Genomic DNA, 22,859 nt, shown 5'->3' with positions numbered 1-22,859 from the left:
AGGGCGTCCATAGACTTCAGCGGTGCGTGACGAGCTGGCGGGACGGCCCCTGACCGAACCCCACCCGTCCCGGCTGTCGCCGGATCACCCCGGGCGGGAACGCATCCTCGTCGCGCACGCGGCCGCGCTCGCCGCCGGGGAGGCCGGCTACCTGGACCCGGAGACCGGGCTGTTCGTGCTCAGCGCCGGGTTCCTGGCCCGGCGCGGCACGTGCTGCGGGCGAGGCTGCCGGCACTGTCCGTACGTGGCCGATTAGGGGGCTTCCGTCCCCGCTGGGGCACGCCGTACGGTGTCCGACGGAACTCCGGCGGGTCGGACCCGCCGCCGACCGCGGAGGTCTCCCGTGCGTGCACGTACATGGCTGGCCGTTCCGGCCGTCCTGCTCGCCGCCGGCTGCGCCGACGAGGCGCCGACCCAGGCCGGGCCGCCGGCCCCGCCTCCGCCGGTGCCGGTCGCGGCGGCGTCCTCGGGCGGGGCGTGCCGGCTGCTCGACTTCGCGGTGATCGCCGAGCACACCGGCGGCACGTTCGACGTGGCTGCGGCCACCGAGCGGGGCGACACCCACACGTGCGTGGTCCGGGCGGCCGGGGCGGTGCTGCCGGAGCTGACGCTGTCGGTGACCGAGACGTCGATCGACCCGGCCACGTTCGCCCTGGACGTGCAGCCGGGCGGCGCGGCGAAGATCAGCAAGCTGGGCAAGGCCGCCTACCGGCGGACGCTGCCCAAGACCGCGAAGTCCGGCCCGGCCGCCGAGGTCGGCTGGCTGGCCACCGAGGGACGGCTGGCCACCCTGCGCTGGACCGCCCCGGCCGGCACCGCGAAGGCGGAGGCGGACAAGACGGCCGGCAAGCTGGTCACGCTGGCCAAGGTGATCGACACCAGGCAGCTCTGACCGCAGGTAGCCGAGCAGCTCTGACCGGAAGCCGGCCTCAGCGGGCCGCGACGAACACCCGGGACGCCACCTCGCGGGGCAGCCGGACCCGGTCACCGGAGCGGTCGATGGAGACGGCGTCGCGTTCCTGCGCCACAGTCACTGTCGCGCCCGGGTCGACGCCGGCGGCGTGCAACTGCCGGAGCACGTCCGAGTCGGTCTGCACGCTCTCGCAGATCCGCCGCACCACGACCGGGCCGGACAGGCCGGGGAAGGCCAGGTTGCGCTCGCCCTCGACGGCGTCGGCAAGCGTCTGGCCCGGGTCACCCAGCTCCGCCAGGCCCGGGATCGGGTTGCCGTACGGCGAGCGGGTCGGGCGGTTGAGCAGGTCGAAGACCCGCTTCTCCACCGCGTCGCTCATCACGTGCTCCCACCGGCAGGCCTCTTCGTGGGCCTCCTCGTAGGGCATCCCGATCACGTTCACCAGCAGCAACTCGGCCAGCCGGTGCTTGCGCATCACCGACACGGCGGTGTTGCGCCCCTGCGGCGTGAGAGTCAGGTGCCGGTCGCCCTCGACTGTGAGCAGGCCGTCGCGCTCCATGCGGGCGACGGTCTGGCTGACGGTCGGACCACTCTGCTTCAGCCGCTCGGCGATGCGGGCACGAAGCGGCGGCACCCCCTCCTCCTCGAGTTCGAGGATGGTGCGCAGGTACATCTCGGTGGTGTCAACAAGGTCGTGCTTCACGTCTGCGGCCTCCTGGGCTCCGATGGTACCCGCTCCCACCGACCGTCGACGCAGGCGAAGCCGGAGGTGGCGGGCCGAATGGTGTTGACTGGGCCGCATGGCCGCCACCACAGACCTGCTGGTCGAGCCCGACCGGCTCGCCGCCGAACTCGATCACGCCGACCCGCCGACCCTGCTCGACGTCCGCTGGCGGCTGACCGGCCCGCCCGGGCGCGACGACCACACCGCCGGCCACCTGCCCGGCGCCGTCTTCGTCGACCTGGACACCGAGCTGTGCGGGCCGCCCGGCGCCGCCGGGCGACACCCGCTTCCGGACCCGGCGGCGTTGCAGACCGCGCTGCGGGCCGCGGGCGTCCGCGCCGGTCGTCCCGTGGTGGTGTACGACGGCGGCGACGGCATGTCCGCCGCCCGCGCCTGGTGGACGCTGCGCTGGGCCGGGCACCGGCAGGTGCGGGTGCTGCACGGCGGCTTCCCGGCCTGGACGGCAGCCGGCCTGCCGGTCGACACGAGCGTGCCCGCCCCGGTCCCGGGCGACGTGACGGTGGCGCCCGGCGCGTTGCCGGTGCTCGACGCCGCCGCTGCCGCCCGGCTCGCCGCCGCCGGGCCCGGCGTGCTGATCGACGTACGGGCCGCGCCGCGTTACCGGGGCGAGCACGAGCCGGTCGACCCGGTCGCCGGGCACGTGCCGGGCGCTGTGAACCTGCCCGCACCGGAGTACGTCACGCAGGGCCGGTTCCCCGCCGCCGAGGCGCTCCGGGAGCGGTTCGCCGCCGCCGGGGTGGACGCGGACGCGCCGGTCGGTGCGTACTGCGGCTCCGGGGTGACCGCCGCGCAGGCCGTGCTCGCGCTGCACCTGGCCGGTCGCCCGGACGCCGCGTTGTACGTCGGCTCGTGGAGCGAGTGGGTGGCCGACCCGGACCGTCCGGTCGCGACCGGTGGCACGTCCGGCCGGTGAGCGTACGACTGGTGGGCGCGTCCCGGACCACGTGCGACGATGGCCGCATGGCCGACGACACGGTGGTGGTGTGGGACGAGGCTCTCCTCGCCTACGACATGGGCGACCATCCCCTCGACCCGGTCCGGGTCGAGCTGACGATGGCGCTCGCCCGTAAACTGGGTGTGCTGGACCGGCCCGGCGTACGGCTGGTCAAGCCCGAACCGGCCGACGACGCGCTGCTCACCCGCGTACACGATCCGGCCTACCTGGACGCGGTCCGGTCCGCGCCGCGCGACCCGCTGTTCGCCGGCTTCGGTCTGGGCACCTCGGACAACCCGGTCTTCGACGGGATGCACGAGGCGAGCGCGCTGATCGCCGGCGCCACGACGGCCGCCGCCGAGGCGGTCTGGCGCGGCGACGCCCGGCGCGCGGTGAGCGTGGCCGGCGGGCTGCACCACGCGATGCCCGCCCGCGCCGCCGGGTTCTGCGTCTACAACGACCCGGCCGTGGCCATCGCGCGGCTGCTCGACCTCGGCGCGGAGCGGATCGCGTACGTGGACGTGGACGTGCACCACGGCGACGGCGTGCAGGAGATCTTCTACCGCGACCCGCGGGTGCTCACGATCAGCCTGCACGAGACGCCGCTCGCGCTGTTCCCCGGCACCGGGTTCCCGGACGAGACCGGCGGCCCGGGCGCGGAGGGCACCGCCGTCAACGTGCCGCTGCCGCCGGGGGTGGGCGACGCGGGCTGGCAGCGGGCGTTCCACGCGATCGTGCCGTCGGTGCTGCGCGCGTTCCGGCCGCAGGTGCTCGTCACGCAGTGCGGCGCCGACGGGCACCGCAAGGATCCGCTGGCCGACCTGCACCTGTCGGTGGACGGGCAGCGGGCCACCTACCGCGCGCTGCGGGCGCTCGCCGACGAGCTGTGCGACGGCCGCTGGGTCGCCACCGGCGGCGGCGGGTACGCGCTCGTCGAGGTGGTGCCCCGGGCGTGGACGCACCTGCTCGCGATCGCCACCGGCGAGCCGGTCGACCCGGCCACGCTCACCCCGCCGGGCTGGCGGGACCTGGCCGCGCGGCGGCGACCCGGGCACGAGGTGCCGCTGCGGATGACCGACGACGTGGACCCGTCGTACCAGCCGTGGCAGCCCAGCGGCGAGCCGAACGCGGTGGACCGGGCCGTCGCGGCCACCCGCAAGGCCGTCTTCCCGCTGCTCGGGCTCGATCCACACGACCCGCGCGACTGAGCCGGCGGCAGGGGAGGACCGACCGGTGACCACCGTCGAGCAACCGCTGGACGTGCTGCTCAGTGACGGCACGACCGTCCAGCTGCGACCGATCCGCCCGGAGGACGCGCCCGAGATCGTGGCCATGCACGGCCGTTTCTCGGAGCGCACCCGATACCTGCGGTACTTCTCGCCGTACCCGCGTATCCCGGAACGCGACCTGAAGCGCTTCGTCAACGTCGACCACCGCGACCGGGAGGCGTTCGTGGTGCTCGCCGGCGAGCGGATCGTCGCCGTCGGCCGCTACGAGCGGCTCGGCCCCGCCTCGCCCGAGGCCGAGGTGGCGTTCGTGGTCGAGGACGCCTACCAGGGCCGGGGCATCGGGTCGGTGCTGCTGGAGCACCTGGCCGACGCGGCCGGGCGCAACGGCATCGTGCACTTCGTCGCCGAGGTGCTCCCAGCCAACGGGGCGATGCTGCGGGTCTTCGCCGACTTCGGCTACCAGGTCCAGCGCCAGTACGCCGACGGCGTGGTGCACCTGAGCTTCCCGATCGCGCCCACCGAGGCGACCCTGGAGGTGCAGCGCGGCCGGGAGCACCGCACCGAGGCCCGGTCGATCGCCCGGCTGCTCGCGCCGCGCGGCATCGCCGTCTACGGCGCCAGCACCACCGGCCAGGGCGTCGGCGCGGCGCTGCTCGGGCACCTGCGCGACGGCGGCTTCGCCGGGGCGATCGTGCCGGTGCACCCGAGCGCGGCGACGGTGGCGGGGCTGCCCGCGTACCCGTCGGCGGCCGACGCCGGCCAGGACGTCGACCTCGCAGTGGTGGCTGTTCCGCCGGACGCGGTGACCGACGTGGTGCACGACGCGGCCCGCGCGGGCGCGCACGGCCTGGTGGTGATCTCCGCCGGGTTCGCCGAGTCCGGCCCGGCCGGCGCGGCGGCGCAGCGCGCGCTGGTCCGCGCCGCGCACCTGGCCGGCATGCGGGTGGTCGGCCCGAACTGCCTCGGCGTCGCCAACACCGACCCGGCGGTACGCCTCAACGCCACGCTCGCCCCGGTGCTGCCCGCGGCGGGCCGGGTCGGCGTGTTCAGCCAGTCCGGCGCGTTCGGGGTGGCGCTGCTGGCCGAGGCGTCCCGGCGCGGGCTCGGGCTGTCCAGCTTCGTCTCGGCCGGCAACCGGGCCGACGTGTCCGGCAACGACCTGCTCCAGTACTGGCAGGACGACCCGGCCACCGACGTCATCACGCTCTACCTGGAGACGTTCGGCAACCCGCGCAAGTTCGCCCGGCTGGCCCGGCGCATCGGCCGCCGCAAGCCGGTGGTGGCGCTCGCCTCGCTGGCCCGGCCGCCGGGCGTGGGGGACGCGCCCGCGCTGGACGCGGCTGCGGTGAGCGCGCTGTTCGCCCAGTCCGGGGTGATCCGGGTGGACACCGTGTCCGAACTGCTCGACGTGGGCGTGCTGCTGGCCCACCAGCCGCTGCCGGCCGGGCGGAGGGTGGCGGTGGTGGGCAACTCGTCGGCGCTGACCGGGCTGGCCGCGACCGCCTGCGCGGCCCAGGGACTGACAGTTGCCGACGGCTACCCGCAGGACGTCGGGCCGAGCGCGGGCGCCGCCGCGTACGCCGCCGCGCTCGGCGACGCGGTGGCCGACGAGCGGGTGGACGCCGTGGTGGCGGTGTTCGCGCCGCCGCTGCCGGGCCAGCTCGCCGACCCGGTGGCCGACTTCGCGGCGGCGCTGCCCGACGCGCGGGTCACCGGAAAGCCGGTGGTGGCGACGTTCCTGGCCGGGCTGGTGCCGGCCGGGGTGCCGGCGTACCCGAGCGTGGAGGAGGCGGTGCGCGCGCTGGGCCGGGTGACCGCGTACGCGGACTGGCTGCGCCGGCCCGCCGGTGTGCTGCCCGAACTGGCCGACGTGGACCGGGCGGCCGGGCACGCCGCGCTGCGGCCCGACGGCGCCGACTCGGCGGCGTTGCTGCGCGCGTACGGGATCGACGTGGTGGAGTCGGTGCCGGCCGGCAGCGCCGAGGAGGTGCTGGCGGCTGCCGAACGGCTCGGCCGGCCGGTGGCGCTCAAGGCTGCCGCCCCCGGGTTGCGGCACCGCCTCGACCTGGGCGCGGTACGCCTCGACCTGGCGGATGCCGCCGCGCTGCGCCGCGCGTACGCCGAGATGGCCTCGGTGTTCGGCGCGGAGGTGCTGGTCCAGCCGATGGTCGCGCCGGGTGTGGCGTGCGTGGTGGAGCTGGTGGAGGATCCGGCGTTCGGGCCGGTGGTCGGTTTCGGGTTGGGTGGCGTGGCGACCGAGCTGCTCGGCGACCGGGCGTGGCGGGCGGTCCCGCTCACCGACCGGGACGCCGCCGAGCTGGTCGACGAGCCCCGCGCGGCGCCGCTGCTGCGCGGGCACCGGGGCGCCGCGCCGGTGGACCGGGCGGCCCTTGTCGACCTGCTGGTGCGGGTCGGCCGCCTGGCCGACGAGCAGCCCCGGGTGCGGTCGCTCACGCTCAACCCGGTGCTGGCCCGGCCGGACGGCATCTCGGTGCTGCACGCCACCGTGCGCACCGGCGCGGAGGCCGCCCGCCCCGACACCGGCCCGCGCCGCTTGTAAGGAAGGGCCCCTTCTTAACGCCTCCGGTAGAGAAGGGGCCCCCTTTTAACACCGCTCACCCACGCTCGGAGATCTGCTGCACCGACCACTCGTTGCCGTCTGGGTCGCGGAAGAACACGAAGCCGACGTTGTCCAGCGGATGCGGCACCGGGCGCGGGTTCTGGCCCATCACCTGGATCTCGCTCACCTCGACGCCCCGCTCGACCAGTTCGGCGCGCGCCCGCTCCAGGTCCGGTACGACGAGTTGCACGCCCTTGAGCGAGCCCGGCGGCATCTCCGGTACGACGCCCCGGCCGAGGACGATCGAGCACCCGGAGCCCGGGGGAGTGAGTTGGACGATCCGCCCCGCGCCGCCCAGATCCGTGTCGTGGTCGAGGACGAAGCCGAGCCGCTGCGCGTAGAACTCCTTGGCCCGGTCCACGTCGGAGACCGGCACCACCACCACTTCCAGTGTCCAGTTCACGTTGTCGCTCCTGTCGTCGAATCGGTGTGCAGCACTGCCGCGAGCCGGTCGAACGCCTCGCCCAGGCCGCGGGTCATCGGGTAGCGCAGGACGGTGTCGCGGCCCTGCGCGGTGGCGTACACCAGGTGGGTGACGACTGTGGTCCGGTCCGCCGAGCCGGTGAAGTCGTGGCGGACCAGCGTCTCGCCCGGATAGGACTGGTCGTCGAAGAGTTCGGTGCAGACCAGCCGCGCCGGCGGGTCGACCTCCCGGTACGTGCCGCCCTGGCCCATCAGATCGCCGTCCGGGCCTCGGGAGACGAACCGCCACCGCCCGCCCACCCGCAGGTCCACCTCGCACTCGACGAGGTGCCAGCCCCGGGCGCCCCACCAGCGGACCAGCAGCTCCGGGCGGGTGAAGGCGGCGAACACGAGGTGGCGCGGAGCGGCGAAGTCGCGGCTGAGCCGGATCTCCCGGTCGCCGGGCAGGGACACGGTCAGGCCGGTCACCGCTGCTCCCCGGCGGTCAGTTCGGCGAGCACCTCGTCCAGTCGCGCATAGCTCTCGGCCCAGTAGTCCCGGTAGTCCGCCAACCATGCGACCGCCTCCCGCAGCGGCCGGGCGTCGAGCCGGCAGGGACGGCGCTGGGCGTCCCGGCCCCGGGTGACCAGGCCGGCGCGTTCGAGCACCTTGAGGTGCTTGGAGACGGCCGGCTGGCTCATCGCGAACGGCTCGGCCAGCTCGGTGACAGTCGCCTCCCCGGCGGCCAGCCGGGCGAGGATGGCACGCCGGGTGGGATCGGCGAGCGCGGCGAAGGTGGCGTCGAGCAGATCCGCGGGCACTTTCATAACCTCCTGGTTGTGTAACCAGTCGGTTGTATACGGTGGGAGCGCCCGGGTCAAGCGCGACAGGCCCCGGCGAACCGCCGGGGCCTGTCGGGGCTGGGGTGGGTCAGCAGGCGTACGCCTCCAGCCGGTTCGCCCGCTCCGGGTCGCGCAGCTTGAGCAGCGTGACCTTCTCGATCTGCCGGATCCGCTCCCGGGACAGGCCGAATTCGCGGCCGACCTCGTCCAGCGTGCGCTGCCGGCCGTCGTCCAGGCCGAAGCGCAGCCGGATCACCGCCTGCTCCCGCTGGGACAGCGTGGCCAGCACGATGCGGACCTCGTTGCGCAGCTCGCCGTTGGTGGCGGCGTCGCCCGGCTCGGTACGCGGGTCGACGGCGGCGACGAAGTCGCCGAGCGCGCTCTCGCCGTCCTCGCCGACGGCCTGGTCCAGGCTGACCGGCTCCCGGTCGTAGGAGATCAGCTCGATCACCTGGAACTCCGGGATCTCCAGCGCTGTGGCGACCTCGCTGACGGTGGGCTCGCGGCCCAGCGTCACCGACAGCTCGCGGCGCACCCGGACCATCCGGTTGACCTGCTCGACCATGTGCACCGGGATGCGGATGGTGCGGGCCTGGTCGGCCATGGCGCGGGTGATGGCCTGGCGGATCCACCAGGTGGCGTAGGTGGAGAACTTGTAGCCCTTGGTGTAGTCGAACTTCTCGACCGCGCGGATCAGGCCGAGGTTGCCCTCCTGGATGAGGTCGAGGAAGGCCATGCCGCGACCGGTGTAGCGCTTGGCGATGCTCACCACCAGCCGCAGGTTGGCCTCCAGCAGGTGGTCCTTGGCGGCGCGGCCCTCGGCCGCGATCAGCGCCAGGTCCGCGTGCAGCTCGGCGGAGACGGGGGTGCAGGTGGCCAGCTTCTCCTCGGCGAAGAGGCCGGCCTCGATCCGCTTGCTCAGCTCGACCTCCTGCGCCGCGGTGAGCAGCTTGGTGCGGCCGATGCCGTTCAGGTACGCCCGGACCAGATCGGTGGAGACGCCGCGCTCGTCGGTGGCGTCGAGGTCCGTGAGGGTGACGTCCATGTCCTGGTGCTCGATCATCTGCTGGGTCATCTCTGTTCTCCCCGTGTCCGACGTGCCTACCGGTCCCGTGCCGCCCACGCGGTGGTGGCCGATGACAAACAGCTTGGCGGTCGGGGCGTGAGACGGGAGTGAGGCGATCGGAGACCCGACAGGAATCCCGGCCGGAATCCGGCGTTCCCTTGCCCGGCGCGGTTACCGTGCCACCGACCGGCCGTCGGGGCCGGCACGGCACTGACGATCGGAGAACGTGGTGGTCTTCAAGCGGCTCATGCAGGCGATGGGTGTGGGTGGACCGTCGGTGGAGACGGTGCTGGCCAACCCGAACTGCCGCCCCGGCGGCGAGCTGGCGGGCCGGATCCAGGTGGTCGGCGGCGACCACCCGGTGGACGTGAGCTACATCGCACTCGGCCTGGTCACGCGGGTCGAGGTGGAGAGCTCCGACAGCGAGTACGACGTGAACCAGGAGTTCGGCCGGGCCCAGGTGACCGGCGCGTTCCGGCTGGAGCCGGGGCAGCGGCACGACGTGCCGTTCCGCTTCCAGGTGCCCTGGGAGACGCCGCTGACCGACCTGTACGGCCAGCACCTGCACGGCATGACGATGGGTCTGCGTACCGAGCTGGAGGTGGCTCGGGCGATGGACAAGGGCGACCTGGACCCGGTGGCGGTGCACCCGCTGCCGGCCCACGAGCGGCTGCTGGAGGCGCTGCTACGGCTGGGCTTCCGGTTTGCGCGGGCCGACGTCGAGCGTGGACACATCTACGGTCTGCACCAGCAGCTGCCCTTCTACCAGGAGATCGAGTTCTACCCGGCGCCGCAGTACGCGGGCGCGATGAACCAGCTCGAGGTCACCTTCGTGACCGATCCGCGCCAGGTCCACGTGGTGCTGGAGCTGGACAAGCGGGGCGGCCTGTTCACCGAGGGCCGGGACGCGTTCGGCCGGTTCACTGTGGACCACGCGACGGCGGACCGGACGGACTGGGCCGCCCAGCTCGACGGCTGGCTGCGTCAGTCGCTGTCCCGCCGCGGGCTGTTCTTCTAGGCCTCAGAGGTCGAGCACGAGGGTCCGGGGACCGACGTTGACGCTCTCCACCAGCATGTGGGCGCGGAAGCGGCCGGTCTCCACCTTCGCACCCCGGGCGCGCAACTGTTCGACCACGGCGTCCACCAGGGGTTCGGCCACCTCGGCGGGCGCGGCGGCGGTCCAGCTCGGTCGCCGGCCCTTGCGGGCGTCGCCGTAGAGCGTGAACTGGCTGACCACGAGCAGCGGCGCCCCGACGTCGGCGGCGCTGCGCTCGTCGTCAAGGATGCGCAGCTCGTGCAGCTTGCGGGCCATGGTGGCGGCCACCTGCGGGGTGTCGGTGTGGGTGACGCCGAGCAGCACCAGCAGCCCGTCGGCGATCTCACCGGTCACCTCGTCGTCGACAGTCACCCGGGCCCGGCCGACGGTCTGCACCACCGCCCGCATCAGTCGGTCACCGGCTCGACGATGCCGCGCTCGACCAGGTGTGCCACGATCGGTCCGGCCGCCTCGGCCAGCTCGTCCGGGGCCACGTCGTGCGCTGCGGCCAGCAGGGCGAGCTGGTCGCGCAGCGGCAGCCGGCCGTCGGCGCCGCCGACCAGGGCGAGCACCAGCGGGTCGATCTCCTCGGACCAGCGCAGCCCGCGCGGCATGGCCAGGACCTGCCGGTCCACAGCCCAGCCGTCGTCGCCCATGGTGGCCTCCTGCCGCAGCTGGAGTCCGTCGGCGGCGCGGTAGCGGGCGGCGAGCAGGCCCTCGGTGTCCCGGGTGCGCAGCCAGTCCTGCCGGGCGAACCACTCGCCGATCCGGTCGCCCAGCGGCGGCTCGACCCGCTGGCGCAGGTCCTCCACCCGGACGACCGGCTGGTCGTGGCCGGAGCGGCGCAGCGAGACGATGCCGAAGCCGATCGCCTCCACCTTGTGCGCGTCGAACCAGTCCAGCCAGGCCGCCATCCGCTGCGGGTCGGCGCTCTCGCCGACGTCGGTGAGCCACAGGTTCACGTACGCCATCGGGTCGGCCACCTCGCGCTGGATCACCCAGGCGTCCAGGCCGGTGCCGGCGAACCAGCCGGTGACCCGCTCGGCCCAGTCCTCGCCGGTGACGTGCACCCAGTTCGCCAGGTACTGCATGGTGCCGCCCTCGGTGAGCAGGTCCGGCGCGGCCGCTGCCAGCTCCGCGCCGATCGCGTCGCCAACCCGACCGGAGTCCCGGTAGACGTGCGTGGTGGTGCCCGGGCCGACCACGAACGGCGGGTTGCTGACCACCAGGTCGAAGCGGCGCCCGGCCACCGGCGCGACCATGTCCCCGCGCAGCAGCTCCCAGTCCTGACCGTTGAGCGCGGCGGTGGTCGCGGCGAACCGCAGCGCCCGCTCGGAGACGTCGGTGGCGGTGACCCGGCGGGCGTGGGTGCCCAGGTGCAGCGCCTGGACGCCGGAGCCGGTGCCGAGGTCGAGCGCGGTGTCCACGGTCGGGCGGACGGCCGCCGAGATCAGCGTCTGGGTGGCGCCGCCGATGCCCAGCACGTGCTCGGCGTGCAGCGGGCGCCCGGGCCGCGCGCTGGCCGGCACGTCGGCGAGTACCCACCAGTCGTCCCCGTACGGCTCCAGGTCGACCCCGGCGCGCAGGCCGTCGCCGTGCCGCTCCACGATGCCTCCGGCCAGCGCCTCGTCCAGGGCGAGCGGGGCCAGCGCGGAGGCCACCGCCGCCTCCGGCTCGGTCTGGTCGCAGATGAAGACGCGGATCAGCGTGGCCAGCCGGTCCCGGTCCTCGGTGGCGCGCAGCGCGGCCCGGTAGTCGTTGCGGGCCACCGCGCCGGTGCCCTGCGGGCCCAGGCGGTCGGCGATCCCGTTGGCGGTGAAGCGGCCGAGCGTGAGCGCGGTGCGCAGTGCGTCGACCCCGGCGGGGGAGAGCAGCATGTCGTGACGGTCCACGTGCTCATCCTGCCTCGGGCGCGGTCCGGCGTGGCGCGCACCCGCCGATCCATAACGTGGACCGTATCTATCGGCAACTATCTCTTTCATGTGCATCGATCTCTGGTTAGCATTCCTGCCAACATCCGTCGATGGGGCGATCCGGCCACAAACCGGGCCGCCCGGTAGGGAGCCAGACGATGCCCGACGTGTCCCTTCCCCGGCGGCGCGCGCTGCGTGCGCTCGCCGTCACGGCCGCCGCCGCGGCCTTCGCCGCCGCCGCCTCCACGCCCGCTCTCGCCGCGCCCACCGGGGAGATCCGGTACGCCGGCGCCGCGGACGCCGTCAGCGGCAGCTACGTGGTCGTGCTCAAGGGCGACGCGGTCGGCACCGCGAACACCCTCGCCGCCCGTACCGCCGTCCCGGACCGGGCCGCCGGCCTGGCCAAGCGCTACGGCGGCAACGTCGGCACGGTGTGGAGCTCCGCTCTCACCGGCTACAGCGCGAAGATGACCCCCGCCCAGGCGCGCCGCCTGGCCGCCGACCCGGCCGTCGCGTACGTCGAGCAGGACCGCGTGATGACCACCCAGGGCACCCAGACCGGCGCCACCTGGGGCCTGGACCGGATCGACCAGCGCAACCTGCCGCTGAACAGCACCTTCACCTACCCGAACACCGCCAGCAACGTGCGCGCCTACATCATCGACACGGGCATCCGCACCACGCACAGCGACTTCGGCGGCCGGGCCACCTGGGGCACCAACACGGTGGACACCAACAACACCGACTGCAACGGCCACGGCACCCACGTCGCCGGCACGGTCGGCGGCACCAGGTACGGCGTGGCCAAGAGCGTGCGCCTGGTGGCCGTCAAGGTGCTCAACTGCTCCGGCAGCGGCACCACCGCCGGCGTGATCAGCGGCGTCAACTGGGTCACCTCGAACGCGGTGAAGCCGGCCGTGGCCAACATGAGCCTCGGCGGCGGCGCCAGCACCACGCTGGACAACGCGGTGGCGAACTCGATCAACTCCGGCATCACGTACGCGCTCGCGGCCGGCAACTCCAGCGCCAACGCGTGCAACTCCTCGCCGGCCCGCGTCGCCTCGGCGATCACCGTCGGCTCGACCACCAGCACCGACGCGCGGTCGTCCTTCTCCAACTACGGCTCCTGCGTGGACATCTTCGCCCCGGGTTCGTCGATCACCTCGGCGTGGCGTACCAGCGACACCGCCACCAACACGATCAGCGGCACCTCGATGGCGTCCCCGCACGTGGCCGGCGCGGCGGCGCTCGTCCTGTCCGCGAACACCTCCTACACCCCGGCTCAGGTGGCCAGCTACCTGACCAGCAACGCCACCACCGGCAAGGTGACCAGCCCGGGCTCGGGCTCGCCGAACCGGCTGCTCTTCGTCGTCAACTGACGACACGGGCGACCTGACCACTCCGTGGGCCGCGGCCCGGCGGACCTCCCAGGGGTCCGCCGGGCCGCGTCACGTCGTCGGGGAGTCGCCGCCCCCGACCGGCGGCCGGCGCGGCACTATGGTCCCCATGACGCTGTCACTGCCCATCGACCCGCAGGCCAACGAGCTGCTGGCACGCAGCCCGCTGGCCCTGCTCCTCGGCATGGTGCTGGACCAGCAGGTGCCGATGGAGAAGGCGTTCTCCTCCCCGTACGTGCTGGCGCAGCGCCTCGGCCACGAGCCCGACGCCGCGGAACTGGCCGGGTACGACCCGGACGCCCTCGTGGAGATCTTCGCCCGGCCGCCCGCGCTGCACCGGTTCCCCAAGGCGATGGCGGCCCGTGTGCAGGAGGTGTGCCGGGCGCTCGTCGAGCGCTACGACGGCGACCCGGCCCGGCTCTGGTCCGACGTGACCGACGGCCGGGAGCTGCTGCGCCGGGTGGGTGAGCTGCCCGGGTTCGGCCGGCAGAAGGCGCAGATCTTCGTCGCGCTGCTCGGCAAGCGGTTCGGGATCACCCCGGACGGCTGGCGCGAGGCAGCCGGCGACTACGGCGACGCGGACGCCCACCGTTCGGTGGCGGACGTGACCGATCCCGAGTCGCTGCGCCGGGTACGCGAGTTCAAGCAGCGGATGAAGGCGGAGGCGAAGGCCGCGAAGGGCTGATCCGCCGTACGCCGCCGCAACCGGCCCGCCGTCCCTGTCGTTGGTCGCCAGGACGGGGGACAGGGGCGGACGATGACCGAGCAGCGGGGCGGGGCGCTGCTGCGTACCGCGTCCAGCCCCGGGCGGGCCACCTTCCTGGAGCTCTTCTTCGACCTGGTCTTCGTGTTCGCGCTGACCCGGGTCTCCCAGCGGCTGATCAACGGCGTCGACGGCTCCGCCGGTGCGGTGGCCGCCGACGTGGGCAGGACCCTGCTGCTGTTCCTGGTGCTCTGGCAGGTCTGGACGATCACCACCTGGGTCACCAGCCGGTACGAGCCGGAGCGCGCCGTCATCCAGGTCGTGGCGGTCGGCACCATGTTCGGCAGCCTGGTGCTGGGCGTGACCCTGCCCCGCGCCCTGGAGGAGCGGGCGTTGCCGTTCGCGCTCGCGTACGTGGTGGTGATGGTCGGGCGGCCGCTGCTGATCGCGGTGGCGTTGCGTGCCCACCCGCGGCGTCTGGTCCCGCTGCGGCTCGCCGTCTGGGCGGGGGTCAGCGCCCCGCTGTGGATCGCCGGCGCGCTGATGCCCGGTCCGCGCCTGGCGCTGTGGGTCGTCGCGCTGGCGGTGGACCGCCTCGGCACGTTCCTGGGCTGGCCGCTGCCGTGGATCGGGGCGTCGCGCATCCGGCAGTGGCTCGTCGCCGGGGAGCACCTGGCAGAGCGCTACCAGCAGATCTTCCTCATCGCGCTCGGCGAGTCGATCCTGGTGATCGGCGTGACCTACAGCGGGAAGGAGTTCTCCGGCGACGCGGCGGTGGCGTTCACGATCTCGTTCGTGATCACGGCGTTGCTCTGGCGCATCTACTTCTACCGGGCCGGTCACCTGCTGGCGGAGGCGCTGCGGATGGCCGGCACGCCGGGGCGGCTGGCCGAGTCGGCGGCGCAGACCCACCTGTTCATGGTGCTCGGGGTGCTCAGCGCCGCGGTCGGTTACGAGCTGGTGATCGCCCACCCGTACGACACGGCCCGGCCGAACTGGCTGGTCTTCGTGGTGGGCGGCCCGGCGCTGTTCCTGGCCGCCCGCTCCCGGTTCGAGTACGAGATCTTCGGCCGGGTGTCCCGCCCCCGGCTGGCCGGGCTGCTGGCCCTGGTGCTGCTCCTGCCCGCGCTGGCGACCGTGCCGGCGATGTTCGCGCTCGGCGCGGTGGCCCTCGTGCTGGCGCTCGTCGCGTTCGCCGACGCCCGCCGGGCCTGGCACCGGCCGCCGGAGTCCTCCGCCTCGCCGATCGGGCGGGAGGCGCTCGGCGAGGGCGGCCCCGAGGCGTGAGCCGTCAGGCGGCGGTCGGGCGGGACAGCGACGCCAGCGCGCGGCGTACGTCGGCCAGCGAGACGGTGGCCGAGTCGTCCAGGTCGGCCAGGCCGGCCTCGATCCACTGCCGCATCAGTGTGGTCACCCCGATGCCGCGCGCGTCGGCGGCGGCGCGGACCCGCTCGTACGTCTCCAGCGGGAGCCGGACCGACCGGCTGACCATCGGCACATCGGTGTCGGGGGTGGGCAGCTGTGCCGGCGACGTGTCGTCGATCAGGTCGGCGAACGCGTCGCCTCCGGCGTGGAACCGCTTGGTCGCCTCGTCACGGTGCATCGTGACCGCCTCCTCGTCGGCGTGATCTCCGCACCGCCTCGTCGTAGCGCTTGGCCTCGACGTCGCTCAGTTCGCGGGCGGAGAGGATGTCCCAGTCGTTGTCGGTGCCGTCGGCCTCGGCCAGCAGCACGGCGAGCCGCCGGCCCCGGTGGTCGGTGGCGTAGACCACCATCACGTCGTCCCCGAGGTGGCGGATGACCCGGCGCTTGCTGTGCAGGGCCTCCCAGACTTCCCCGGGTGTGACGTCGTAGACCCGCAGGTTCGCCAGCGCCTCGTCGGTGAAGCTGAACCGGTTGGCCACGCGCGAAGCGTACCACGCACGTAACACGCACCCGGCTGTCACGAATTTCGTCGATCATCCGTCCGGGGTGACAGGATGGGCCCTATCCCCTCGTAGGAGGTCCGTGGTGAAGCGTCAGGCGTACCAGCCGATACTGATCACCGACGCCCCGCGCAGCCAGGACGACCAGCTCAACAGCCGGCAGAAGCGGTACGTGCTGATGATGGCCATCCGGGTCGCGTGTCTGGTGGCCGGCGCGATCCTGGTCGGCGCGAAGGCCCCGCTGCTCTGGCTCTGGCTGCCGCTGTGCGCGCTCGGCATGGTGCTCGTGCCCTGGCTGGCGGTGCTGCTGGCGAACGACCGGCCGCCGAAGGAGGAGCACCGCCTGGCGAACCGGTTCCAGAACCGGCGCCGCGAGGAGCCCGCGCCCACGGCTCTGACCGCCGAGGAGAATCCGCACAAGATCATCGACGCCGAGCCCTGACCGGCCCGGGCGGAGCACCGCCCGGACCGGCCGCAGGCGTCAGGGAGCCGGGCGGGCGCCTACTGTCGTCACGGCGAGCGCGCCCAGGTCACCGGCGCGGCCCAGCGCCGCACGCGGGTCGGCCCCGGCCAGCCACGCGGTGAGCAGCCCGGCCGCGAACGCGTCCCCGGCACCCGTCACGTCCACCACGTCCACCCCGGGCGCGGGCGCGAACTCCACCACACCGCCGCGCTCCACCCACACCGCGCCCGCCGCGCCGCGCTTGACCACCACCCGGTGCGCCACCGCGGTGAGCGCCCGCGCCTGCGCCGCCGGGTCCAGCCCGCCGGCCAGCACCGTCGCCTCGTCCGTGTTGACGAGCAGCAGGTCGACGTCGCGTACCCAGGTCAGGAACGCCCCGCCGACGCGCCGCAGCGGCGCCGCGGACGCCGCGTCGACGCTGACTGTCAGCCCGCGCTCGCGAGCGGTGGCCAGCGCGCGCAGGCCGGCGCCGCGCGACCCGACGTCCAAGAGGGTGTACGCGGACAGGTGCAGATGCCCGGCGTCGGGCGCGGCGGCCAGTGCCGCGTCCACGTGCCCGGCGGTCAGCCGCAGGTTCGCGCCGCGCTGGCTGACCATCGTGCGCTCCCCGTCGTGGGTGAGCACGATGACGGTGCCGGTCGGGTAGCCCTCGTGCCGCTCCACCGCGCAGTCGACACCGATCCGGCTCAGCTCGGCCACCCGCTCCCGGCCGGTCTCGTCGTCGCCGACGGCGGCGACCAGCGTCACCGCGGCGCCCTGCCCGGCGAGCCAGGCCGCTGTGTTCGCCGCCTGCCCGCCGCCGCTGAACCGGATGCCGGCCGCGGTGTCCGAGCCGGTCGCGAGCGGCCCGGACAGCACCGCGAGCACGTCGGTGATCACGTCGCCGACGACGACGATGCGCGGCCTGGCGTTCATGCCGTACCGGTGGGGCGGGCCGCCGCGGCGACCGCGATCCGGGCCGCGAGGTCGGCGTTACGCAGGATGATCCGGACGTTCACCGCCAGGCTGGCGCCCTCGGTGGCGGAGTGGAAGTGCGACAGCAGGAACGGGGTGACCGCCTTGCCGGTGATCCCCTCGCGGGCCAGCGCGGCCAGGCCCTCGGCGAGCGTGCGGTCGTGCAGCGCCGGGTCGAGCTGCTCGTCGGCGGGCAGCGGGTTGGCCACCACCAGGCCGCCGTGGTGCACGCCGTGCGCCGCGCGGGCGGCCAGCACGTCCGCCACCTGCTCCGGCGAATCGACAGACCAGTCCAGGTCGAAGCCCGCGTCGGTGAGGTAGAAGCCGGGGAAGCGGCGGGTGCGGTAGCCGACCACGCCCACCCCGAGCGTCTCCAGGCGCTCCAGCGTGGCACCCACGTCGAGGATCGACTTCACCCCGGCGCAGACCACGGCGATCGGCGTCCGGGCCAGCGTGACCAGGTCGGCCGACTCGTCGAACGTCTGCGCCGCCTCCCGGTGCACGCCGCCGAGCCCGCCGGTGGCGAACACGCCGATCCCGGCCGCCGCCGCGACCGCGCTGGTGGCCGCGACGGTGGTCGCGCCGTCCGCACCTGTCGCCGCCGCCGGGGCCAGGTCGCGGACCGAGAGCTTGCTCACGCCGTCGACGGTGGCGAGCCGGGTGAGCTGGGCGTCGTCCAGCCCCACCCGCAGCTCGCCGGCGACCATGCCGATGGTGGCCGGCACCGCCCCCGCGTCCCGTACCGCCTGCTCGATCTCGCGCGCCACCCGCAGGTTGTCCGGGCGGGGCAGCCCGTGCGAGACGATCGTGCTCTCCAACGCCACGACCGGGCGGCCGTCCCGCAGGGCGTCGGCCACCTCACTACCGAGACTGATGTGAAAGTTGGTCACGTCGGTTACCGTACGGGCCGCTTCCGGCCGGGGCCCAGGTGGACCGGGGCGGACCGACCTGCAAAACTGGAACGCCGGAGGTGTAGTCGTGAGCACAGAGGTTCTCGAGCGTCCCGAGCTGAAGGACGCGGACACTGGTCCGGAGATGTTCCACTACGTCCGCAAGGAGAAGATCGCCGAGAGTGCCGTCATGGGCACCTACGTGGTCGCGCTCTGCGGCGAGACGTTCCCGGTCACCAAGGCGGCCAAGCCGGGCTCGCCGGTGTGCCCGAAGTGCAAGGAGATCTACGACTCGTACGCCGAGTGATCCCGGGCGGCTCCGCCGCCCCTGCACGTAACCTGCGGCGGTGACCACCTCCACCGCCCTCCTGCTCGCCGACCTCACCGGCGTGGCGGTCTTCGCCGCCTCCGGCGCCTCCGCGGCGGTGGCGAAACGGCTCGACCTGTTCGGGGTGGTCTTCGTCGGCGTGGTCGCCGCGCTCGGCGGCGGTATCTTCCGCGACCTGGCCATCGACGAGGTGCCCCCGCTGGCGTTCGCCGACTGGCGCTACGCCGCCACCGCCGCAGTCGTCGCCGCGGCCGTGTTCTGGCTGCACCCCCAGCTCGCCCGGCTGCGCACCACAGTGCTGGTGCTGGACGCGGCCGGTCTCGGCCTGTTCACAGTCACCGGCACGCTCAAGGCCCTCGACGCCGCCGTGCCGGCGGTCGGCGCCTGCATGATCGGCATGCTCACCGCGATCGGCGGCGGGCTCGGCCGCGACCTGCTCACCGGCGAGATCCCGGTGGTGCTGCGCCGGGAGATCTACGCGCTCGCGGCGCTCGCCGGCTCGATCGCGGTGGCGCTGCTGTCGGCGTGCGGACAGGCCACCGCCGTACCGCTCACCGGCGCCGCGCTGCTCGTGTTCGGGCTGCGCCTGATCGCGCTGCGCCGCCGCTGGTCCGCCCCGGTGGCGACGCTGCGGCCGCCGCGCACCGGCACCCGGGGACCACTGCCCTGACCCGATCCGCGCCGGGGTGGGCGGATGTGACAGGCGTGGCGTCGAGTGGGGCGTACGGCCCGCGCTGGTTATGCTGAACCGGCCTTCGCGGCACGGATGCGCGAGGGCGTTTTCATGGGCGGCGGCTCCCGTGGCCCCGGTCGGGCCCGCCGCCGTCCGCGGCGGAGAGGAGCTACGCGTGCCACCGCGGATGCCGGCGCTCGACACGTTCCCGCCCCTGCGCGCCTGGCAACGCAAGGCGCTGGTGGAGTACCTGCGCCGCCGGACCGAGGACTTCACAGCGGTCGCCACGCCCGGCGCCGGTAAGACCACGTTCGCGTTGCGCATCGCCGCCGAGCTGCTCGCCGACGGCACCGTCGAGGCGGTCACCGTGGTCGCGCCGACCGAGCACCTGAAGACCCAGTGGGCGCAGGCCGCCGCACGGGTCGGCATCCAGCTCGACGCCGCGTTCCGCAACGCCGACCTGCACTCCGCCGCCGACTTCCACGGCGCCGTGGTCACCTACGCCCAGGTGGGCATGGCGCCGCAGGTGCACCGGCGGCGCACCATGACCCGGCGCACGCTCGTCATCCTCGACGAGATCCACCACGCCGGCGACTCGCGTACCTGGGGCGACGGCGTGAAGGCGGCGTTCGAGCCCGCGGTACGCCGGCTGATGCTCACCGGTACGCCGTTCCGCTCCGACGACAACCCGATCCCGTTCGTCAGCTACGAGCGCGGCGGCGACGGGCTGCTGCGCTCCCGCGCCGACTCGGTCTACGGCTACTCCGACGCGCTGCGCGAGGGCGTGGTCCGGCCGGTGCTGTTCCTGGCGTACTCGGGGGAGACCCGCTGGCGCACGAACGCCGGCGAGGAGCTGGCCGCCCGCCTCGGTGAGCCGATGACGCAGGACCTGATCGCCCAGGCGTGGCGTACCGCGCTGGACCCGGCCGGCGACTGGATGCCGCAGGTGCTGCGCGCCGCCGACGCCCGCCTGACCGTGCTGCGCGCCAACGGCATGCCCGACGCGGGCGGCCTGGTCATCGCCAGCGACCAGCAGGTGGCCCGCTCGTACGCGAAGCTGCTGGAGCAGGTGACCGGTGAGAAGGCCGCCGTGGTGCTCTCCGACGACCAGGGCGCGTCCGCGCGGATCGCGACGTTCGCCGCCTCCCAGCAGCGGTGGCTGGTCGCGGTGCGGATGGTGTCCGAGGGCGTCGACATCCCCCGCCTGGCCGTCGGCGTGTACGCGACGAGTGCCAGCACCCCGCTGTACTTCGCGCAGGCGATCGGCCGGTTCGTCCGGGCCCGCCGCTCCGGCGAGACCGCGTCGGTGTTCCTGCCCAGCGTGCCGCACCTGCTCGGGCTCGCCAGCGAGATGGAGGCCGAGCGGGACCACGTGCTCGGCAAGCCGAAGGACCGCGAGGGCTTCGACGACGACCTGCTGGAGCGCGCCCAGCGCGACGACGGCGCCAGCGGGGAGCTGGAGAAGCGCTTCGCGGCGCTCTCCGCGACCGCCGAGCTGGACCAGGTGATCTTCGACGGTGCCTCGTTCGGCACCGCCGCCCAGGCCGGCACGCCCGAGGAGGAGGAATACCTCGGTCTGCCCGGTCTGCTCACCGCCGACCAGGTCTCGCTGCTGCTGACCAAGCGGCAGGCCGAGCAGCTCGCCGCGCAGAAGCGCCGGGCCGCCCAGCGGACCGCTGAGCCGGCCGCTGCGGCCCCGGTGGCGGCGCCCCCACCGATGAGTGCCGCCCAGCGCCGGGTGGCGCTACGGCGGCAGCTGAACGCTCTGGTGGCCGCCCGGCACCACCACACCGGCCAGCCGCACGGCAAGATCCATGCCGAGCTGCGCCGGATCTGCGGCGGCCCGCCCAGCGCGCAGGCGACGATCGAGCAGCTCGAGGAGCGCATCGCCACCGTGCAGACCCTGTAAGGAAGGGCCCCCTGTTAACGCCTCCGGTAGAGCAGGGGCCCCTTCTTAACACCGTCGCGCACCGTTGGCACCCGGCACGAAAAACCGGCCGGAGGCTCCCCTTGCGGGTGCCTCCGGCCGGTCATGTCGGGTTGTGGACTTCTTGTCGGACCTCAGTTCGCCATGAGATCGGCGCCTCGCCAGCTGAACTCCGGGTCCGACGCGTACCGCACGGTGATCTTCACGAGATCCTCCGCGTACTTGTTCGCGTGGTGCCCACAGAACACCAGCTCACTCCCACCCGCCAGAGTGATGCGGAGCTTGCCGGCAGCATTGCAGCGGTCGCACCGTTCATCGGCGGCCGGGGGGCTCACCGTCTCGGGCGGCGGCGTGAGGGTCGGGGTCATCGCCTTCCTCCTCTGGTCGTCACCGATGAACACTCTCTTCGGTTGCTCACCTATCGTGCAACACCCATCTCGGGCCCTGCCTTCCCTGTGTGCCCGCGGGGGACCGAGGTCACACCTGGCGTGGAGGACAGTGTGCCGTGCACCAAGGGTGCCACGTCAACGATCACAAACAGGCAACCGAACGATCACCAAAGAGTGTTCTACGGCTGGTGATCAAACCGGCACGATTTGTTGACGTACGCGGTCAGTCCAGGTAGTCGCGGAGCACCTGGGAACGCGAGGGGTGCCGCAACTTGGACATGGTCTTGGATTCGATCTGCCGGATGCGTTCCCGGGTCACGCCGTACACCTGGCCGATCTCGTCCAGAGTGCGCGGCTGTCCGTCGGTGAGGCCGAAACGCAGGCGCACCACGCCCGCCTCACGCTCGGACAACGTCTGCAGGACCTGCTGGAGCTGGTCCTGCAGCAGCGAGAACGACACCGCGTCGACCGCGACGACCGCTTCGGAGTCCTCGATGAAGTCGCCGAGCTGGCTGTCACCCTCGTCGCCGATGGTCTGGTCGAGCGAGATGGGCTCCCGGGCGTACTGCTGGATCTCCAGCACCTTCTCCGGTGTGATGTCCATCTCCTTGGCCAGCTCCTCCGGGGTGGGCTCACGGCCCAGGTCCTGGAGCAGCTCGCGCTGGATGCGGCCGAGCTTGTTGATCACCTCGACCATGTGCACCGGGATGCGGATGGTGCGGGCCTGGTCGGCCATGGCGCGGGTGATGGCCTGGCGGATCCACCAGGTGGCGTAGGTGGAGAACTTGTAGCCCTTGGTGTAGTCGAACTTCTCGACCGCGCGGATGAGGCCGAGGTTGCCCTCCTGGATGAGGTCGAGGAAGGCCATGCCACGGCCGGTGTAGCGCTTGGCCAGCGAGACCACGAGCCGCAGGTTCGCCTCCAGCAGGTGGTTCTTGGCGCGCTCGCCGTCCCGCGAGATCCACATCAGGTCGCGCTGGAGGTCGCGGACCAGCTTCTCCTCGCCCTCGTCGGCGGCGCGCAGCCGCTCGGCGGCGTAGAGGCCGGCCTCGATCCGCTTGGCCAGCTCGACCTCCTGCTCGGCGTTGAGCAGCGGCACCTTGCCGATCTGCTTCAGGTACGCCCGCACGGAGTCGGCGGAGGCGGTCAGCTCGGCGTCCCGGCGCGCCTGCTTCAGCGCCTCGGACTCCTCGTCGTCCCACTCGAAGTCGTTGTCGGTGGCGGAGCTGGCCGCGTCGGCCTCGGCGGCCTGGGTCAGCTCGGCCGGCTCCTCGACCACCACGTCCTCGATCTCGGCGGCCAGCTCCTCCGGATCGATCTCGCCGTCGGGGCCCTCGCCCTTGCCGCCGGCCTTGGCCGGCTTGGCCGCTGCGGTCTTCGCCGCCACGGTGGCCTTGGTGGCGCGGGTCGTCTTGGTGGCCTTCGCCGGGGCCGCGGCCTTGGCCACGTCGGCGGTGGTGGCCTTGCGGGCGGTCGCCTTCCGGGGGGCCGGGGCGGGCGACTCCTCGGC

At 73.7% G+C, this 22,859-nt stretch carries 26 protein-coding genes; 13 read left to right on the top strand and 13 right to left on the bottom strand.

What is annotated here, in order from left to right; translation table 11 throughout:
- Window positions 1–22: 22 nt before the first annotated feature.
- Both ABD52_RS10840 and ABD52_RS10835 read left to right on the top strand, forming a co-directional pair.
- Complete coding sequence (locus ABD52_RS10840; protein ID WP_013284762.1) at window positions 23–256, top strand: DUF5522 domain-containing protein; 234 nt, start codon at window positions 23–25, stop codon at window positions 254–256.
- Between the two features lie 87 nt (window positions 257–343).
- Window positions 344–892 carry a hypothetical protein gene (locus tag ABD52_RS10835; RefSeq protein ID WP_047891709.1) on the top strand — a complete coding sequence of 183 codons (549 nt, stop codon included), beginning with the start codon at window positions 344–346 and terminating at the stop codon, window positions 890–892.
- Between the two features lie 37 nt (window positions 893–929).
- On the opposite strand, the gene ABD52_RS10830 is transcribed toward ABD52_RS10835, so the two are convergent.
- Entirely contained in the window at window positions 930–1,616 is a 687-nt protein-coding gene (locus ABD52_RS10830) for a metal-dependent transcriptional regulator (protein WP_030274585.1), read from the bottom strand.
- A gap of 97 nt (window positions 1,617–1,713) precedes the next feature.
- Here ABD52_RS10830 and ABD52_RS10825 point away from each other — a divergent pair, with 97 nt between their 5' ends.
- From ABD52_RS10825 to ABD52_RS10815, 3 genes are read left to right on the top strand one after another with little or no spacing between them, the layout of a single operon-like run.
- A complete protein-coding gene (locus tag ABD52_RS10825; protein WP_047891708.1) occupies window positions 1,714–2,571 on the top strand; it encodes a sulfurtransferase in 858 nt (285 codons plus the stop codon).
- 47 nt (window positions 2,572–2,618) lie between these two features.
- Window positions 2,619–3,800, top strand: a complete 1,182-nt coding sequence (locus ABD52_RS10820) for an acetoin utilization protein AcuC (protein WP_047891727.1) — start codon at window positions 2,619–2,621, stop codon at window positions 3,798–3,800.
- Between the two features lie 25 nt (window positions 3,801–3,825).
- On the top strand, window positions 3,826–6,381 hold the full coding sequence (locus tag ABD52_RS10815; protein ID WP_047891707.1) for a bifunctional GNAT family N-acetyltransferase/acetate--CoA ligase family protein: 2,556 nt from the start codon (window positions 3,826–3,828) through the stop codon (window positions 6,379–6,381).
- A gap of 55 nt (window positions 6,382–6,436) precedes the next feature.
- On the opposite strand, the gene ABD52_RS10810 is transcribed toward ABD52_RS10815, so the two are convergent.
- The 4 genes from ABD52_RS10810 to sigB all read right to left on the bottom strand — a co-directional run bounded on the left by ABD52_RS10810 (window position 6,437) and on the right by sigB (window position 8,760).
- Window positions 6,437–6,844 carry a VOC family protein gene (locus ABD52_RS10810; RefSeq protein ID WP_013284768.1) on the bottom strand — a complete coding sequence of 136 codons (408 nt, stop codon included), beginning with the start codon at window positions 6,842–6,844 and terminating at the stop codon, window positions 6,437–6,439.
- Window positions 6,841–7,332, bottom strand: a complete 492-nt coding sequence (locus ABD52_RS10805) for an SRPBCC family protein (protein WP_047891706.1) — start codon at window positions 7,330–7,332, stop codon at window positions 6,841–6,843. Before ABD52_RS10805 ends, ABD52_RS10810 begins: the two co-directional genes overlap by 4 nt.
- The gene (locus ABD52_RS10800; RefSeq protein WP_198039690.1) at window positions 7,329–7,670 is read right to left on the bottom strand and encodes a helix-turn-helix transcriptional regulator; all 342 of its coding nucleotides are present in this window, start codon (window positions 7,668–7,670) and stop codon (window positions 7,329–7,331) included. The genes ABD52_RS10805 and ABD52_RS10800 overlap by 4 nt, the downstream gene beginning before the upstream one ends.
- Before the next feature lie 103 nt (window positions 7,671–7,773).
- Window positions 7,774–8,760 (bottom strand): RNA polymerase sigma factor SigB, encoded by a 987-nt coding sequence (gene sigB, locus ABD52_RS10795; protein ID WP_013284771.1) that lies wholly within the window; start codon window positions 8,758–8,760, stop codon window positions 7,774–7,776.
- Between the two features lie 220 nt (window positions 8,761–8,980).
- On the opposite strand from sigB, the gene ABD52_RS10790 reads away from it, so the two are divergent.
- The gene (locus ABD52_RS10790; protein ID WP_013284772.1) at window positions 8,981–9,769 is read left to right on the top strand and encodes a sporulation protein; all 789 of its coding nucleotides are present in this window, start codon (window positions 8,981–8,983) and stop codon (window positions 9,767–9,769) included.
- A 3-nt stretch (window positions 9,770–9,772) separates the two neighbouring features.
- Here ABD52_RS10790 and dtd read toward each other — a convergent pair whose 3' ends face one another.
- Window positions 9,773–10,195 carry a D-aminoacyl-tRNA deacylase gene (dtd, locus tag ABD52_RS10785; protein WP_013474500.1) on the bottom strand — a complete coding sequence of 141 codons (423 nt, stop codon included), beginning with the start codon at window positions 10,193–10,195 and terminating at the stop codon, window positions 9,773–9,775.
- Window positions 10,195–11,679, bottom strand: a complete 1,485-nt coding sequence (locus tag ABD52_RS10780) for a methyltransferase (protein ID WP_047891705.1) — start codon at window positions 11,677–11,679, stop codon at window positions 10,195–10,197. Before ABD52_RS10780 ends, dtd begins: the two co-directional genes overlap by 1 nt.
- Before the next feature lie 179 nt (window positions 11,680–11,858).
- On the opposite strand from ABD52_RS10780, the gene ABD52_RS10775 reads away from it, so the two are divergent.
- From ABD52_RS10775 to ABD52_RS10765, 3 genes are all read left to right on the top strand, one after another.
- Window positions 11,859–13,079, top strand: coding sequence for a S8 family peptidase (locus ABD52_RS10775; protein ID WP_013284775.1), 1,221 nt, complete (start codon window positions 11,859–11,861; stop codon window positions 13,077–13,079).
- A 118-nt stretch (window positions 13,080–13,197) separates the two neighbouring features.
- Window positions 13,198–13,782: an HhH-GPD-type base excision DNA repair protein gene (locus ABD52_RS10770; RefSeq protein ID WP_013284776.1), complete on the top strand. Its 585-nt coding sequence runs from the start codon at window positions 13,198–13,200 to the stop codon at window positions 13,780–13,782.
- 72 nt (window positions 13,783–13,854) lie between these two features.
- Window positions 13,855–15,087: a low temperature requirement protein A gene (locus ABD52_RS10765; protein WP_047891704.1), complete on the top strand. Its 1,233-nt coding sequence runs from the start codon at window positions 13,855–13,857 to the stop codon at window positions 15,085–15,087.
- A 4-nt stretch (window positions 15,088–15,091) separates the two neighbouring features.
- Here the strand turns inward: ABD52_RS10765 and ABD52_RS10760 are convergent, their stop codons facing one another.
- Window positions 15,092–15,403 (bottom strand): hypothetical protein, encoded by a 312-nt coding sequence (locus tag ABD52_RS10760; RefSeq protein WP_013284778.1) that lies wholly within the window; start codon window positions 15,401–15,403, stop codon window positions 15,092–15,094.
- Window positions 15,393–15,704: a hypothetical protein gene (locus ABD52_RS10755; RefSeq protein WP_225319724.1), complete on the bottom strand. Its 312-nt coding sequence runs from the start codon at window positions 15,702–15,704 to the stop codon at window positions 15,393–15,395. Before ABD52_RS10755 ends, ABD52_RS10760 begins: the two co-directional genes overlap by 11 nt.
- A 106-nt stretch (window positions 15,705–15,810) precedes the next feature.
- On the opposite strand from ABD52_RS10755, the gene ABD52_RS10750 reads away from it, so the two are divergent.
- Window positions 15,811–16,167: a DUF3099 domain-containing protein gene (locus ABD52_RS10750; protein WP_013284780.1), complete on the top strand. Its 357-nt coding sequence runs from the start codon at window positions 15,811–15,813 to the stop codon at window positions 16,165–16,167.
- 39 nt (window positions 16,168–16,206) lie between these two features.
- On the opposite strand, the gene ABD52_RS10745 is transcribed toward ABD52_RS10750, so the two are convergent.
- Window positions 16,207–17,103, bottom strand: a complete 897-nt coding sequence (locus tag ABD52_RS10745; protein ID WP_047891703.1) for a carbohydrate kinase family protein — start codon at window positions 17,101–17,103, stop codon at window positions 16,207–16,209.
- Window positions 17,100–18,032 carry a pseudouridine-5'-phosphate glycosidase gene (locus tag ABD52_RS10740; RefSeq protein WP_013284782.1) on the bottom strand — a complete coding sequence of 311 codons (933 nt, stop codon included), beginning with the start codon at window positions 18,030–18,032 and terminating at the stop codon, window positions 17,100–17,102. Before ABD52_RS10740 ends, ABD52_RS10745 begins: the two co-directional genes overlap by 4 nt.
- A gap of 88 nt (window positions 18,033–18,120) precedes the next feature.
- Between ABD52_RS10740 and ABD52_RS10735 the strand changes: the two genes are divergently transcribed.
- From ABD52_RS10735 to ABD52_RS10725, 3 genes are all read left to right on the top strand, one after another.
- Window positions 18,121–18,339: a DUF3039 domain-containing protein gene (locus ABD52_RS10735; protein ID WP_013284783.1), complete on the top strand. Its 219-nt coding sequence runs from the start codon at window positions 18,121–18,123 to the stop codon at window positions 18,337–18,339.
- A gap of 40 nt (window positions 18,340–18,379) precedes the next feature.
- Complete coding sequence (locus tag ABD52_RS10730; RefSeq protein ID WP_013284784.1) at window positions 18,380–19,030, top strand: trimeric intracellular cation channel family protein; 651 nt, start codon at window positions 18,380–18,382, stop codon at window positions 19,028–19,030.
- A 190-nt stretch (window positions 19,031–19,220) separates the two neighbouring features.
- Complete coding sequence (locus tag ABD52_RS10725; RefSeq protein ID WP_041784162.1) at window positions 19,221–20,942, top strand: DEAD/DEAH box helicase; 1,722 nt, start codon at window positions 19,221–19,223, stop codon at window positions 20,940–20,942.
- 152 nt (window positions 20,943–21,094) lie between these two features.
- Here ABD52_RS10725 and ABD52_RS10720 read toward each other — a convergent pair whose 3' ends face one another.
- Together ABD52_RS10720 and ABD52_RS10715 are read right to left on the bottom strand one after the other, a co-directional pair.
- Window positions 21,095–21,328 (bottom strand): hypothetical protein, encoded by a 234-nt coding sequence (locus ABD52_RS10720; protein WP_013284786.1) that lies wholly within the window; start codon window positions 21,326–21,328, stop codon window positions 21,095–21,097.
- A 244-nt stretch (window positions 21,329–21,572) separates the two neighbouring features.
- A partial coding sequence (locus ABD52_RS10715) for an RNA polymerase sigma factor (protein WP_047891702.1) occupies window positions 21,573–22,859 on the bottom strand: 1,287 nt, incomplete at its 5' end.

The sequence above is a fragment of the Micromonospora sp. RV43 genome (assembly GCF_001029515.1).
Classification (GTDB): Bacteria; Actinomycetota; Actinomycetes; order Mycobacteriales; family Micromonosporaceae; genus Micromonospora; species Micromonospora aurantiaca.
The sequence above is the reverse complement of the archived record's forward strand: the minus strand, read 5'-3'. Positions and strand labels throughout refer to the sequence as shown.